Source organism: Spirillospora sp. CA-128828, assembly GCF_050945415.1.
GTDB lineage: Bacteria > Actinomycetota > Actinomycetes > Streptosporangiales > Streptosporangiaceae > Spirillospora.
In genome coordinates this window covers 8,026,098-8,040,901 of the sequence record NZ_CP191986.1, presented here as the reverse complement: position 1 = coordinate 8,040,901, position 14,804 = coordinate 8,026,098, and the positions used below count along the sequence as shown (strand labels likewise).

Sequence of the window (14,804 nt, the reverse complement as noted above, 5' to 3'; positions counted from 1 at the left end):
CCCAAGCATGGCCCGAACAAGGGACCATCCCCGCGTGCGCGGGGAGCACGTCACAGCGGCACTCATCGCCTTCATGCAACTGGGACCATCCCCGCGTGCGCGGGGAGCACTTTCTCCCCCTCGCTCCGTGAGGAGCGCTCAGGGGACCATCCCCGCGTGCGCGGGGAGCACGTCCCAGTCGAGATCGATGAGCACGGCGTCCAGGGACCATCCCCGCGTGCGCGGGGAGCACTCCTGAGCCGGTTGCGGCGTTGTCTCCGATCGCGCTCAGCCGGGACCATCCCCGCGTGCGCGGGGAGCACCGCTCGACGGTGCGCGGGGATGCCTCGGCGCCGGGACCATCCCCGCGTGCGCGGGGAGCACACCCTGCCCGATGCGCAGCGCCTGGCGGTCCAGGGACCATCCCCGCGTGCGCGGGGAGCACACATCACCACGCCGTTCCGATTCGGGAAGCTCGGGACCATCCCCGCGTGCGCGGGGAGCACTGCTGCGATCAAGGCGTCTCCTGGCGGACCTGGGGACCATCCCCGCGTGCGCGGGGAGCACCGCTGTCGTGGACGGTCAGCGTGCACGCCCTCGGGACCATCCCCGCGTGCGCGGGGAGCACGGTCTCGGCTGTCTCCATACCGACCATACTGAGGGACCATCCCCGCGTGCGCGGGGAGCACTGGACGGGGTCGACGTCGATCTCGTGGGACGCGGGACCATCCCCGCGTGCGCGGGGAGCACATGGCCGTCGATTTTGAGGCGGACATGGCGACGGGACCATCCCCGCGTGCGCGGGGAGCACTCTGCCCGACCTGGGCTTTTAGCCTGGGCAGCGGTCAGTTGCGAGCACTTTCGAATATTCGGACATTTCGGGTCCCAGGGTTGTTGGTTATTGGTAGCGGACGTGTCCAGGCTGCGCGTCTGGGTTGTCTTGGGCTCATGGTCAGGATGCCACCTGTTGGTCACTTCTTTCGTGGCGGTTCTGGGATGGCGAGCCGTCGCTTTAGCGCGGTTGGATGCGTTCGGTAGTCGGGTTGTCCGGTTCTGGTCTGGTCCGTCGTTAAGGCTCGTGATCTCGGGGCTGGCGGGTTGGATGCGGGTGTGCTGGATGCTGCGGTGGGGCTGGCGCGGTTGGGGGCTGGGTTGTCTCCGGCCGCGCGTCGGGTGTGGGCGAAGCATGATCGCGATAAGGACGATTGGCTTCCGTTGTGGCGTCATCTGGCGGATAGCGGCGCGGTCGCGGGACTTCTGTGGGACGAGTGGCTTCCCGCTCAGGTGCTGCATGTAGTCGGCGCGGCCTTGCCTGGTGGTGTGGACGACGCGCGGCGGCTGGCGGTGTGGTCGGCGGTCACCCATGACATAGGGAAGGCGACGCCGGCGTTTGCGTGCCAGGTCGAAGGGCTTGCCGTCGGGATGCGGCGCGAGGGCTTGGAGATGCCGCTGCAGCGCCAGATGGATGATCGTCGGCTCGCTCCTCATGGGCTTGCGGGGATGCTTTTGCTTCACGAGTGGCTCATGGATCGGTACGGCTGGTCCAAGCGGGCTGCGTGGCAGTGGGCGGTGGTGGCGGGCGGCCATCACGGGGTTCCGCCGACGATGAGCGACATTCAGGCACTGGCCGCACGTCCGCGGTTGCTGCGGTCTTCGGAGAGTGTGGAGGCGTGGCGTGCCGTCCAGTGGGAGTTGCTGGACGCGTCCGCGGAGGTCTGCGACGTGGCGGACCGGCTGCCGGAGTGGCGGCAGGTGAAGCTTTCTCAGCCCGCGCAGGCGGTGCTGACGGGTGTGGTGATCGTCGCCGACTGGATCGCCAGCAACGCCGACCTGTTCCCCTACTCCCTGGACGCGCAGGGGGTAAGCGATCGCGAACGTGTCGAGGCGGCGTGGCGGGGTCTGGCGCTTCCGCCGCCCTGGCAGGCCGTCGACCCGGGGTCTGATGTCGCGGGCCTGTTCGCGTCCCGTTTCGATCTGCCCGCCGGCGCCAAGGTCCGGCCGTTGCAGGAGCGCGCGGTGCTGGCCGCCCGTGACATGGCGCCAGGGCTGATGATCATTGAGGGGCCGATGGGGGAGGGGAAGACCGAAGCCGGGCTTGCGGTCGCTGAGATCTTCGCGAGCCGGTCGGGCGCCGGCGGGGTGTTCGTGGCGTTGCCGACGATGGCGACGAGCAATGCGATGTTCTCCCGGGTGCTGTCCTGGCTGGAGCGGCTGCCCGACAAACGGCCGGACGCAGGCGCCCGGTCGGTTCAGCTTGCTCATTCCAAGGCGGCGTTGAACGAGGATTTCCAGGCGCTCACCTGGACCGATCCTCGCGCGGTGCGTGGCGTGCAGCCGGACGAGGAGACCTGTGACGGTGCCCTGGCGGAGCTGGTCGCGCACCGATGGCTGCGGGGGCGTAAGAAGGGGATGCTGGCGTCATTCGGTGTCGGCACCATCGATCAGCTGCTGTTCATGGGGCTGAAGAGCCGGCATCTGGCTTTGCGGCATCTGGCGCTGGCGGGGAAGGTCGTGGTCATCGACGAGGCCCATGCCTACGACGCCTACATGAACTCCTACCTGGATCTGGTGTTGTCCTGGCTGGGGGCGTACGGGGTGCCGGTGGTGGTGCTGTCGGCGACTCTTCCGGCTGGTCGTCGCCGGGAGCTGGTGGAGGCGTACACCGCGGGGGAGGGGGCGGAAGCGGTCGAGCGGGCGGCCGGTTATCCGCTGATCACGGTTGCGGGACGGGACGGGGCGCCGGTCGTGCACGAGGTCGCCGCGTCCGGGCGGCGGACCGACGTTGAGGTGGAGCGGCTCGACGATGATCTGGAGGTCCTGGCCGAGCGGCTCGACCGGGAGCTGGCCGCGGGTGGATGCGTTCTGGTGGTGCGCAACACCGTGGACCGCGTCCTTTCCACCGCGGCCTTCCTGCGCAGCCGGCTGGGGGACGGCAACGTCACCGTCGCGCACGCCCGCTTCCTGGATCTGGATCGGATGCGTAAGGACGCCGAGCTGCTGAAGAACTTCGGGCCGCCCGGTGGAGACAGCGCGCGTCCCGACGGACCGCATGTGGTGGTCGCCAGTCAGGTGGCCGAGCAGTCCTTGGACATCGACTTTGATCTGCTGGTATCGGACCTGTGCCCGATCGACCTGCTGTTGCAGCGGATGGGGCGGCTGCACCGTCACCAGCGCGGTAAGGGGCAGAGTGATCGCCCCGGGCGGTTGCGGGCGGCTCGGTGCTTGGTGGCCGGCGCCGACTGGAGCACGACCCCGGTGGAACCGGTCAAGGGCTCCCAGCGGGTGTATCAGCCGCACGTGTTGCTGCGGTCGGCGGCGGTGCTGTGGCCGTATCTCACCGGGACGACCCCGGCAAAGCGGACGGTGCATCTGCCCTATGACATCAGTCCACTGGTCCAGCGTGCCTACGGAACGGCGCCGGAAGGGCCCCGGCCCTGGTGGCAGACGATGGACGCTGCCCACGGCAAATACCAGGTGCACATCGAGAAGCAGCGCAGGAAGGCCGAGGGCTTCCAGTTGGCGGCCGTCGGCAGGGACGGAAGCGCGCTGATCGGCTGGATCGATGCGGGGGTGGGTGACACCGACGACACTGCGGCCGGACGCGCGCAGGTCCGTGACGGCGAAGAGTCACTAGAGGTGCTGGTAGTGCAGCGCTTGGCCGATGGCACGGTCCGCACGGTGCCGTGGCTGGACCGCGGCCGGGGAGGGCTCAGCCTGCCCACCGGGGCCGTCCCCGATCCGCGGCTGGGGCGCATCGTGGCGGCTTGCGGGTTGCGGCTCCCTTTTCAGTTCTCCATCCCCAAGATCGCGGAACAAGCCATCACAGAACTGGAAAAAGAGGTCATTTTCGACTGGCAGTCCAAAGACAGTTCCTGGCTCGCCGGAGAATTGATCTTGTTCCTTGATGAGAACTGTCGTACCCGGCTGGCAGGTTACGACCTGAGTTACAGCGAGAGCGACGGTCTGGAGGTCACCGGTGTCGAATGAGCCCCCGTCCTTCGACCTGACGGTCCGGTCTTGGATTCCGGTGCAGCGCACGGACGGGACCGGCGACGTCCTCTCGCTGCGGGAGGTCTTCGCCCAGGCCCGCACGCTGCGCCGGGTCGTGGGTGACCTGCCCACGCAAGAGTTCGCGCTGATGCGGCTGCTGCTGGCGATCCTGCACGACGCGATCGAGGGCCCGCAGGACCTGCAGGAGTGGGAAGAGCTGTGGAGCGGTGACCTCCCACTGGAGCGGATCAGCGAATATCTGGACGAGTATCGCGGACGTTTCGACCTGCTCCATCCGCAGACGCCGTTCCTGCAGACACCATCGCTGCACACGGCCAGGAACGAAGTCTCTTCCCTGGACAAGATCGTCGCCGACGTCCCCAACGGGACCCCGTACTTCACGATGCGGGGACGGGGCGTGGAGCGGCTCGACTTCGCCGAGGCCGCGCGGTGGCTGGTGCACGCGCAGGCCTTCGACACCTCCGGCATCAAATCCGGGGCGGTCGGAGACCCGCGGGTCAAGGGCGGGAAGGGGTACCCGCAGGGCGTGGGGTGGGCGGGCAATCTCGGCGGTGTGCTCGCCGCCGGCGAGGACCTGCGCGAAACGCTCCTGCTCAACCTCATCGCCTTCGACACCGATACGCTGCGGGCCGATCCGAAGAATGACCGCCCCATCTGGGCGCGTGAGGTTCTCACCGCCGGGCCGATGGAGAAGGTGGAGGCGGCCCGCCGCCCCTACGGGCCGCGGGACCTGTACACCTGGCCGTCACGGCGGGTCCGGCTGCACTTCGACGACGAGGGTGTGTTCGGGGTCGTCCTGGGCTACGGAGACGCGCTCGCGCCGCACAACATGCACGCGTTCGAGCCGATGACGGCCTGGCGGCGCAGCCCGGTTCAGGAGAAGAAACTCAAGCAGGCGCAGGTCTACCTGCCACGCGCCCACGATCCGGCCCGCAGCGCCTGGCGCGGGCTGGGCGCACTGATCGCCGGTAGCGCCGAGGGCGGCGCGCAGCGCCAGGAGGCGGCCGCGATCGTGCGGCCGCGGGTGCTGGACTGGCTGGCCCGCCTGACCATCGAGGGCCCGCTGCCGCGGGGCCGCCTGATGCGGGCCCGGCTGATCGGCGCGGTGTATGGGACGCAGCAGTCGATCATCGACGAGGTGATCGACGACGAGGTGGCGATGCCGGTCGTGCTCCTTCACGAGCAGGACTCCGAACTTGGGACCGAGGTGATCGACGCGGTCCGCGACGCTGAGAACGCGGTCCGCATTCTCGGTGACCTGGCCGCCGACCTCGCCAACGCTGCCGGCGACGCCGCCGACCCCCGCAAGGAAGCCGCCCGCAACCTGGGATTCGGCGCCCTGGATGGCCCTTTCCGCGACTGGCTCGCCGCACTGACACCAGACGATGATCCTCGCCGCGCCCGGGCTGCCTGGCAGAAGATCGCCCGCGACAGGATCCGCGCCCTGGGTGAGGAGCTGGTGGCCGCCGCCGGTGAGACCGCGTGGCAAGGGCGACTGGTGACGGCCAAGGACGGGCGTGAGGTCTGGCTGAGTTCCACCCGCGCCGATCAGATCTTCGCCGCGCGGCTTGCCAGGGCCTTGCCCGGCGCACGCCGACCTGACGAATCGACAACGGAGGTTCAGGCATGACCTTGCCGACCCCGGCCCTCAAACGGCCCGCAGATCTTGTGGAGGACGCGGCTGGCCGCTTCATCACCGACCTTCAGAGGGGATTTCTCGCCGACCGGCCTTCTGCCGTCGGTGCGCTGGCCCAGCTCCGCCGAGGGGCGGGCAAGCTGCCCGAGGACGTCCCCGAGCTGTGGGGCGTCACCGGTGTCGAGCGGATATTCGCCGAACAGATCCTGTCCGGCAACGAGGATCAGGCAGCCCGCTGCGAGCGGGCGTACTTCCTGGCCGTCACCCTGTACGCCCTTCACCAGCAGTCGCAGCGCAGCCCCATGCACCACAAGGGCGTAGACCTGGGCCAGGCGGTCCGGCGCCTGATGTCCAAACCGGGGGAGATCGACGAGACGATCCGCCGGCGGTTCGTCCGGGTCGGCACCGCCGCGACCCCCGACATTCTGGCCTACCGGCTCCGTGAGGTCATCTCACTGCTGCGCGGAAAGGGCGTCCCTCTGGACTACGGCCGGCTCGCCCGCCAGCTCTACACGGCGCAGACCCCCGACGGCTTGAACGAGATCCGCCGTGACTGGGGACGCAGCTTCCACACCTACAAGGCCGACGACGCCGATGACGGCGCCCCCACCGACAAGGAATCCGCATGACGACTCGGACCATCGTCGAACTGCACATCCTGCAGACCGTCCCGCCGAGCAACCTCAACCGGGACGACACCGGCACCCCCAAGTCCGCCGTCTACGGCGGTGTCCGGCGGGCCCGGGTGTCCAGCCAGGCGTGGAAACGTGCCACCCGCCAAGCGTTCCAGGAGATCCTGGACCCCCAGGATCTGGGTGTCCGCACACGCCGCCTGGCCGAACTGCTCGGCAAACGGATCGGTGAGCTGGCCCCCTCGATCCCCGAGGCCGACGCGTGGGCGCTGGCCGCCGAGACGGTCACGGCCGCGACCGGCGCCAAGATGGAACCGCCCAAACGCAACGCCAAAGACGAGCGCCCCGAACCGGCACCTGAGGGCAAGTATCTGATCTTCCTCAGCGCCCGCCAGCTGGACGCTCTGGCCGAGTTGGCCGTGCAGGGACGCGACGACATCAAGACGTTCTTCAAGAACAAGGAGAACAAGGCTGCCGCCAAGAAGCACGCCAACAGCCGCCACTCGATCGACATCGCCCTGTTCGGACGGATGGTCGCCGACGCCTCCGACATCAACGTCGACGCCGCCGCGCAGGTCGCCCACGCCATCAGCGTCCACCGCGCCGACGTCGAATCCGACTACTACACCGCCGTCGACGACCACAAGGAACGCGAGGACGACGACAACGGCGCGGGCATGATCGGGACCGTGGAGTTCAACTCCGCGACCCTCTACCGCTACGCCGCCCTCGACATCGACCAGCTTCGGCGAAACCTCGGCAAGGGACTGCGCGAAGACGAGCCGGTCGACGCGCCCGTCCGTCGCGCGGTGGAGGCGTTCGTGCGCGGATTCGCCGAGTCCCTGCCCACCGGGAAGATCAACACCTTCGGGCACCACACCCTGCCCGACGCGGTGGTGGTGAAGGTGCGGTCGTCGCGGCCCGTCAACTTCGTCGGCGCATTCGAGCGGCCCTGCAAGGCCGACCAGGATTCCGGCGGATACGTCCGGGAAGCCAGCGAACGCCTCGCCAAGCAGATCCCCGCGATCGAAACGGCCTTCGGCGCCGCCGACGACACCCTCAGCTGGGTGACACGCGCCGGCGACGACACCGAGCCACTGGCCTCCCTTGGCGCCGAACTGCCGTTGAAGGAACTGGTATCGGCGGTCGGCGCCGAGATCGAGCGGCGGCAGAACGGCTCGGCATGAGCGTCCTGCTCTTGCGTCTGGCCGGCCCACTCCAGTCATGGGGTTCGGCGGCGCGCTTCGCCAGGCGGACCACCGAGACCGCACCCACCAAAAGCGGCGTGATCGGACTTCTCGCTGCAGCGCTCGGCCGCCCACGCTCAGCCGACCCCTCCGACCTGGCCGCGCTCCGCTTCGGCGTCCGCGTCGACCAGCGCGGCACCCCTGTCCGGGACTTCCAGACAGCGCACAACCTCGACACCGGCGACGCCATGCCGGTGTCCGAGCGGTTTTACCTGGCCGACGCGGTCTTCGTGGCAGCCGTCCAAGGCCCCCACGACCAGCTCTCGAACCTGCAGCAGGCCCTCAAAAGGCCCGGCTTCCTGCCGTTTTTGGGGCGCCGGTCGTGCCCGCCATCGCAGCCGATCGACCTGCGGCTACGCGACGACCTCGACCTCGAAACGGCACTGAAGACCGAACAATGGCAGGCCTCGGACTGGCAACAGTGGCGCCGCCGAAAAGAACAACGGGTGGAACTCCAAGTACTCATCGAGGCGAACGGCCACGACGGACGCGTGGACACACTGCGCGACCAGCCGCTCAGCTTCGACCCCGCGCACCGCCGGTACGGGCTCCGCGGCGTCCGCAGCTTTCCCGCCACCGTGCCGAACCCCCGTGCGTCCCAGCAATTCGAGCACGACCCGACCATCGTCCTGAGGAGCGAGTGACATGTACCTGTCGCGCTTCCGCATCAACACCGGACGCGTCGGCGCCCGCAAGCTGCTGGCCTCCCCCCAGACCATGCACGCGGCCGTCATGACCTCCTTCGCCGAAGCCCCCGCCCCCGACGGCCCCCGCGTCCTTTGGCGGCTCGACCGCAACAGCGGCGCCGACACCCATCTGTGCATCGTCAGCCCGATGCGGCCCGACCTCACCCACCTGGTCGAGCAGGCCGGCTGGCCCACCACGGCCCGCTGGGAGACCTTCGACTACGCGCCGTTCCTCAAACGCCTGACCAAGGGCGACACCTGGAGCTTCAGACTAACCGCCAACCCCGTTCACAACATCCGCCGCAAAACCGGCGAACCCACCAAGGTAACCGCACACATCGGCCCCACGCACCAACTGGGCTGGCTGCTGAAACAGGAGGACAAGGCAGGATTCAAAGTCGCGGAAAAGCCTCCAGAGAAGCAACTCGCCCCGGGCCGCGACACCCACGACCTGCTCATCCACGGCCACCGCCAGTTCGGCTTCACAAGGAAGGGCAACAGCGGACAGGTCACGCTCGTCGCCGTGACCTTCGACGGACGCCTGGAGATCACCGACACCGACGCGTTCCGCGCCACACTGACCCACGGCCTCGGGCGTGCCAAAGCCTACGGCTGCGGCCTGATGACCCTCGCCCCGGCCTGATCCCCAATGTCCACCGTCGGCAAACGCGGCGCCTCCTCACCCCGCGAACTCACCCGAATGGGTGAACGGCTCTCGTTCATCTACCTCGAACGCTGCACCCTGCACCGCGAAGACAACGCCATCACCGCCGAAGACGCCGACGGCATCACCCACATCCCGTCCGCCACCATCGGCACCCTCCTGCTAGGCCCCGGCACCCGCGTCACCCACCAAGCCATGAGCGTCCTGGGCGACAGCGGCGCCGGAGTCGTCTGGGTCGGCGAGCAAGGAGTCCGCTTCTACTCCGGCGGCCGATCCCTCAACCGCTCCTCCGCCCTGGTCGAAGCCCAAGCCACCGCCTGGGCCAACCGCCGCACCCGCCTGGACATCGCCCGCGCCATGTACCGGATGCGGTTCCCCGGCGAAGACCCCTCCGGCCTCAGCCGCCACGAACTCCTCGGCCGCGAAGGACGACGCGTCAAAGACCGCTACCGCTACGAGGCAACCCGAGTCGGCCTGACCTGGAACGGCCGCCAGTACGCTCCGGGCGACTTCGACTCCGGCGACGCCGCCAACCAGGCCGTCACCGCCGCCGCCCAATGCATGTACGGCATCGCCCAGACCACCGTGGCCGCACTCGGCTGCTCACCCGGCCTCGGATTCATCCACTCCGGCCACGAACTCGCCTTCGTCCTGGACGTCGCCGACCTCTACAAGACCGAGATCGCCATCCCCGTCGCGTTCGAGGTCGCAGCCGAGAGTCCCGAAGACGTCGGCTCACGCACCCGCCGCGCCCTCCGCGACCGCGTCAACGACGTCGGCCTGCTCCGCCGCTGCGTCCAAGACATCAAGAGACTTCTCCTGCCCAACGACACCCCAGGCGACCCCACCGGCGACGACACCGACCATGTCACCCTGCAAAGCGATCACGGCATGAACATCGAGTCCGGACGCAACTACGCCGAAGACGTGTACTGGTGACCATCATCATCCTCACCAACTGTCCCGCCGGCCTACGCGGCTTCCTCACACGCTGGCTGATGGAGATCTCACCCGGCGTCTTCATCGGAGGCCCGTCGGCTCGCATCAGGCAAGCCCTCTGGGACGAGGTGCACCAGTACGCCGACACCGGCCGCGCACTGCTCGCCTACACCACCAACAACGAACAGGGCTTCACCTTCGAGACCCGCGACCACAAATGGGAACCCGTCGACCACGAAGGCCTCACCCTGATCCGCCGCCCCAAGACCAAGCCAGCCGTCTCGTCCAAACCCCCACCAACCGGCTGGAGCAAAGCCTCCAAACGCCGCCGCTACGGCAAGCACTAACCCCGATGTCCGAAATGCCGGAATCTCGCAAAGTGCTTCCAAACAAGGGTCCCGGCCGATAAACCTGCAGGTCAATCAGGGTGCTCCCCGCGCACGCGGGGATGGTCCCGACGAGACCCTCAACGGGCAGGCCACGGAGGCGTGCTCCCCGCGCACGCGGGGATGGTCCCCGGCGATCCCGCCCGGGCAAGGCCGGCGGTGGGTGCTCCCCGCGCACGCGGGGATGGTCCCCAACCCGGTGCACCCGGAAACCAACCCGGTTAGTGCTCCCCGCGCACGCGGGGATGGTCCCCAGCGGGTGGGAGTCGTTGATCTCGTGGTCGGGTGCTCCCCGCGCACGCGGGGATGGTCCCCGCTCTCCATCACTCGGGGAACTCCGATCGAGGTGCTCCCCGCGCACGCGGGGATGGTCCCCCGGCGCCACCGGAACACCCGCCGCCGACCTGGTGCTCCCCGCGCACGCGGGGATGGTCCCGGCGGCGAGGTCGTTCCGGGTGCCCCATGGGCGTGCTCCCCGCGCACGCGGGGATGGTCCCGGCGCGCCGCAACCGCAGACACCGTCTGTAAGGTGCTCCCCGCGCACGCGGGGATGGTCCCCGCCCTCGGGTGGTGCGCCTGGGGCGCCCACAGTGCTCCCCGCGCACGCGGGGATGGTCCCGCGACGACGTAGAACGCGCCGCGCTACAGGCCGTGCTCCCCGCGCACGCGGGGATGGTCCCCCGGCGTCCGGCGGTCAGAAGACCGTGGTTGAGTGCTCCCCGCGCACGCGGGGATGGTCCCAGCATGCGCCACGCGGAAAGGGTCTGCGGACCGTGCTCCCCGCGCACGCGGGGATGGTCCCTGACGATGGACGCCTACTTCGCCCAGCGCGGCGTGCTCCCCGCGCACGCGGGGATGGTCCCCGGTTTCGCCCCCGGTATCGGGGGTGACCTGCGTGCTCCCCGCGCACGCGGGGATGGTCCCGGCGGCCCCCGCATGGAGATCATCTGGGAGAGGTGCTCCCCGCGCACGCGGGGATGGTCCACAAGAGCAAGCTCTACCACCTCAAGTGGCGCGAGTGCTCCCCGCGCACGCGGGGATGGTCCTCAACCGACGCCTGCGCCTGCCGCTTCGCCGCAGTGCTCCCCGCGCACGCGGGGATGGTCCCAGCTGCCCCGGCCGCCCGAGAAGGCTCTGTTCGTGCTCCCCGCGCACGCGGGGATGGTCCCCTGGACGGGCACGCCGCCTACCAGGCCGGGAGGTGCTCCCCGCGCACGCGGGGATGGTCCCAGGCTCCACCGGTCCGGTGATGGCCCGTTTGGGTGCTCCCCGCGCACGCGGGGATGGTCCCGCCCTCGACGGGGTTAACCCAGGTGACACGGTGTGCTCCCCGCGCACGCGGGGATGGTCCCGGTCGCCCGGACTGCATCTCCAAATCGGTGCCGTGCTCCCCGCGCACGCGGGGATGGTCCCAACTGCCCGATCAGGGGTAAGCGTGGCCCCTGGTGCTCCCCGCGCACGCGGGGATGGTCCCCAGGCGGCACGCACCGAACTGGCGGCCCTGGCGTGCTCCCCGCGCACGCGGGGATGGTCCCCACGCTCCGTATCTGCTCACACTCCGCCACAAGTGCTCCCCGCGCACGCGGGGATGGTCCCAGCCCCCGACCGGACCCCGACTCTCCCGAGATGTGCTCCCCGCGCACGCGGGGATGGTCCCGCCGTCGCCCTCTTGTTGAACCAGGACTTGCAGTGCTCCCCGCGCACGCGGGGATGGTCCCAACGGCGAGACGGTGACGCTCACCCTCGGCGGGTGCTCCCCGCGCACGCGGGGATGGTCCCACCGTGATCAAGCCGGTGTGGAACTCGATCAAGTGCTCCCCGCGCACGCGGGGATGGTCCCCGACTGGACCGGCTCTACCGCCGGTACCACGACGTGCTCCCCGCGCACGCGGGGATGGTCCCTTAATCACGCAAGGTTCGTGCAACACAGCGCGGTGCTCCCCGCGCACGCGGGGATGGTCCCCCGCAACAAGCTGGGCGCTCTGGTTCGCGAGCAGTGCTCCCCGCGCACGCGGGGATGGTCCCGAACCCCTTTGATTTCCCGGACCGCATTCCCGGTGCTCCCCGCGTACGCGGGGATGGTCCCGTACCCTCACGAGCCACACCCTGCAACCGGCGGTGCTCCCCGCGCACGCGGGGATGGTCCCGACCGGCACGAGGAGGGCGTGGTGCCTGATGAGTGCTCCCCGCACACGCGGGGATGGTCCCAGTGGTTTCGTCCGCGTCTAGCGGCAACGTTTGTCGATGAGTTTGAGCAACACCCCTGATCGTCGGGTTGCCGTGTTCACGAGTTTCAGCAACACCTCGGGACTTGCGGTGGGAGTATCTGCCGTGTCACCCACCGTGAGGGGGCCTGGATGGCGCGGCAGTCCAAGACCGAGCTCTACGCGGCCGTCCGCCGTGATGTGCGGGACGGGCTGTCGATCCGGGCGGTGATGCGCAAGCACGGTGTCTCGCACCCGACGGTGCGGCAGGCGCTGGACTCGGCGTGGCCGAAGCCGCGGTGATCGGTCACGAATGTCCTTGATGGTCGGATCAGGTTCGGTCAGGTGGGGTGTCCGCCGGTCTCGAAGCTCCGGCGGATGTTCTCGATGCTGTGCAGCTATCGCTTCTGGAAGGCGGACCTGCTCCGACCCAAGCTCCTGTGATCCCCGGTCGATCTCGCTGGCTCCCCTCCAACAGGGTGCGCAGCCGGTGCTCCGCCGCCGACACCGCGGCCGCCAGGTCGCTGAGCAGCGGTTGGGGGATTGTGCCGGTGTCGAGTCCGGATGCGTGGATGAGATCGGTCAGGTCGCGGCGCTGGGCGGCCGTGATCACGGGGTGGATCAGCGGATGGGCGAGGGTGTCTCGGGCTGCGTACGCGTCGTGTTGGGCGGCGTCGATGAGCGTGTGGCGCAGCTGGGACTGCCGTGGGGTGCCGCAGGCGTCGGCGAGGTCGACAGCGGCCAATCCAAGCCGGTTGCGGAAAACCGTCGTGGCGGGATCGGGTTGTTTCATCAGGGTGAGCACCGCTGTGAGCATCGCCTCGGTATCCGCTTCGGCGTGGGCTCCGGCTGCGCGCTGACAGAGGACGCGCAGCAGGCTCTGCACCGCCCGTTCCCATGGTTCGGGGACTGTGCTCTGCTCGACCAGGGTGGTCGCCTCGTCTACTTGTCCGTTCTGGAGTTGGGCGAGGATGGTGATCTGCCGGCCGTCCAGCAGCCGCGAGCCGACGCCACGGTGGGCGGCTGAGCGTTCGGCCGCTTGTTTCCAGCGTCCGGCCTGGGCCAGGGCGCGGGTGCCGTCGGCCAGCAGCGCTGCCCACACGAGTGTGCAGACCGTCTTGTGGTCGTCTGGGGCACAGGTGAGGTTTCGGAGGCTGACGGTCCGTCCGTTGATCACGGTGTCGATTCTGTGCCGTGCGGTGTGGAAGAGGGCTTCGAGCATGGCGTGGGCGCCGTCGCCGTCGCCTTCGCGGATGAGTTGGCGGGGGATGTTCAGCAGCGGCTGCAGGGCGAGTTTCGCAGCTGATGCGGGGAGCGGTCGCGCATGGTCGAACAGCTGGTGTTGCGACCAGCACAGGGAGCGGGCGAGGTCGGGGAGCCCGCAGTCGGAGGCGATGAGCGCCGACTTGTTGCAGATCTCGGCCGCCTGGGTCAGCTGCTCGATCAGGCTGCCGATGCCAGGCTGGTCGGCCAGGTCGCGTAGCTGATCGATTCGGGTGGCGAGGGGAAGGCCTGGCGGCCGGGGCCGGGGCACGAGCGGGAACCAGGAGAGCGTCGGCGCGGGCAGGGTGGTCATGACGTGGTGCCTTGCGTTTGCTGGCGGGCGGTGGCGGGGTCGGGGCCGAAGACCACGCGCTGGGCGGTGTGGGCCAGGAGGACCTGGGCCGGATAGGGCAGCCCGTGCCGGTTCCAGGTGAACACGACGTGGTGGGCGAGGACGGCGCGCACACCGCGGTGCAGCCGGCCTGTGGCTGCGAGATGGGCGAGCTGGTGGCCGAGAGCGGCGAACGCGTCGATCCAGGCGGCGGCGTGGGCGAGGGTGCCGCCATCGGCGAGCAGGGGTGTGGTGTCGACGGACAGCAGCCGCCGCACGGCGGGTTCGAGTGCGTCGAGGCGGGCGGGTGGGAGCTGGTCGTCGGGCGGGCGGTGTTCGGCGACGTGCGCCCACACGTCGCCTTGCTCGTACCAGTCCAGGTCGGCACCACGCAGTAGGGCACAGCACAAGAGCACAGCGAGTTCACGCCGATGCCGTGCCTGGTGAGTGGTGGTGGCGAGGTAGGCGAGCAGATGGCGGCTGTCGCGGTGGAACAGGTGCTGGGCGGCCTGCATGGCGGCGGTGCCGCCGAAGGCTCGGGTCTCCGGCTCGTAGATCACCGTCTGGAATCCGGTGATCCGCTCGGTGTCGGCCAGCGCCCGCAGTTGGGCCTGAAAATGCTGTTCGGTGGCGTCGGGATCGGCTCCGGGCAGGTACCTGACCCGCCAGCAAGGGGCCTTGCGGAGGAAGAACCAGCCGGTGATCAGGGCGTCCTCCTCGGCCTGCAGCAGCAGTGGTGCGATGTGGGTCACGGCGGTGGGTTCGGCGGTCGTCCAGTCGGCGAACTCGATGTTGATCTGCTTCCAGCGGCTGGTGTCGTCCATCG

General features: G+C 69.3%; 11 protein-coding genes and 2 CRISPR repeat arrays (1 of these 13 only partly in view). Of the genes, 9 read left to right on the top strand and 2 right to left on the bottom strand.

Annotation, left to right across the window (positions count from 1 at the left end):
- Positions 1 to 790: a CRISPR direct-repeat array (repeat unit 29 nt; unit sequence GGGACCATCCCCGCGTGCGCGGGGAGCAC); it reaches 1,866 nt to the left of the window's first position.
- 299 nt (positions 791 to 1,089) lie between these two features.
- From cas3 to ACQPXG_RS38645, 9 genes are all read left to right on the top strand, one after another.
- A complete protein-coding gene (gene cas3 / locus ACQPXG_RS38685; protein ID WP_433464104.1) occupies positions 1,090 to 3,966 on the top strand; it encodes a CRISPR-associated helicase Cas3' in 2,877 nt (958 codons plus the stop codon).
- Positions 3,956 to 5,620, top strand: coding sequence for a type I-E CRISPR-associated protein Cse1/CasA (gene casA, locus ACQPXG_RS38680; protein WP_433464103.1), 1,665 nt, complete (start codon positions 3,956 to 3,958; stop codon positions 5,618 to 5,620). Before cas3 ends, casA begins: the two co-directional genes overlap by 11 nt.
- A complete protein-coding gene (gene casB, locus ACQPXG_RS38675; RefSeq protein WP_433464102.1) occupies positions 5,617 to 6,255 on the top strand; it encodes a type I-E CRISPR-associated protein Cse2/CasB in 639 nt (212 codons plus the stop codon). The genes casA and casB overlap by 4 nt, the downstream gene beginning before the upstream one ends.
- Positions 6,252 to 7,445 carry a type I-E CRISPR-associated protein Cas7/Cse4/CasC gene (gene cas7e / locus ACQPXG_RS38670; protein WP_433464101.1) on the top strand — a complete coding sequence of 398 codons (1,194 nt, stop codon included), beginning with the start codon at positions 6,252 to 6,254 and terminating at the stop codon, positions 7,443 to 7,445. Before casB ends, cas7e begins: the two co-directional genes overlap by 4 nt.
- Positions 7,442 to 8,149 carry a type I-E CRISPR-associated protein Cas5/CasD gene (cas5e, locus tag ACQPXG_RS38665; protein ID WP_433464100.1) on the top strand — a complete coding sequence of 236 codons (708 nt, stop codon included), beginning with the start codon at positions 7,442 to 7,444 and terminating at the stop codon, positions 8,147 to 8,149. The genes cas7e and cas5e overlap by 4 nt, the downstream gene beginning before the upstream one ends.
- Before the next feature lies 1 nt (position 8,150).
- Positions 8,151 to 8,834 carry a type I-E CRISPR-associated protein Cas6/Cse3/CasE gene (gene cas6e, locus ACQPXG_RS38660; protein ID WP_433464099.1) on the top strand — a complete coding sequence of 228 codons (684 nt, stop codon included), beginning with the start codon at positions 8,151 to 8,153 and terminating at the stop codon, positions 8,832 to 8,834.
- A gap of 6 nt (positions 8,835 to 8,840) precedes the next feature.
- Positions 8,841 to 9,794, top strand: coding sequence for a type I-E CRISPR-associated endonuclease Cas1e (gene cas1e / locus ACQPXG_RS38655; protein ID WP_433464098.1), 954 nt, complete (start codon positions 8,841 to 8,843; stop codon positions 9,792 to 9,794).
- A complete protein-coding gene (gene cas2e / locus ACQPXG_RS38650) occupies positions 9,791 to 10,141 on the top strand; it encodes a type I-E CRISPR-associated endoribonuclease Cas2e (protein WP_433464097.1) in 351 nt (116 codons plus the stop codon). Before cas1e ends, cas2e begins: the two co-directional genes overlap by 4 nt.
- Positions 10,142 to 10,221: 80 nt before the next feature.
- A CRISPR array of direct repeats spans positions 10,222 to 12,388; the repeat unit is 29 nt; unit sequence GTGCTCCCCGCGCACGCGGGGATGGTCCC.
- A 149-nt stretch (positions 12,389 to 12,537) separates the two neighbouring features.
- The gene (locus tag ACQPXG_RS38645) at positions 12,538 to 12,687 is read left to right on the top strand and encodes a hypothetical protein (RefSeq protein WP_433464096.1); all 150 of its coding nucleotides are present in this window, start codon (positions 12,538 to 12,540) and stop codon (positions 12,685 to 12,687) included.
- 28 nt (positions 12,688 to 12,715) lie between these two features.
- Here ACQPXG_RS38645 and ACQPXG_RS38640 read toward each other — a convergent pair whose 3' ends face one another.
- Both ACQPXG_RS38640 and ACQPXG_RS38635 read right to left on the bottom strand, forming a co-directional pair.
- The gene (locus tag ACQPXG_RS38640) at positions 12,716 to 13,960 is read right to left on the bottom strand and encodes a hypothetical protein (protein ID WP_433464095.1); all 1,245 of its coding nucleotides are present in this window, start codon (positions 13,958 to 13,960) and stop codon (positions 12,716 to 12,718) included.
- The gene (locus tag ACQPXG_RS38635; protein ID WP_433464094.1) at positions 13,957 to 14,802 is read right to left on the bottom strand and encodes a thiopeptide-type bacteriocin biosynthesis protein; all 846 of its coding nucleotides are present in this window, start codon (positions 14,800 to 14,802) and stop codon (positions 13,957 to 13,959) included. The genes ACQPXG_RS38640 and ACQPXG_RS38635 overlap by 4 nt, the downstream gene beginning before the upstream one ends.
- Positions 14,803 to 14,804 lie beyond the last annotated feature (2 nt).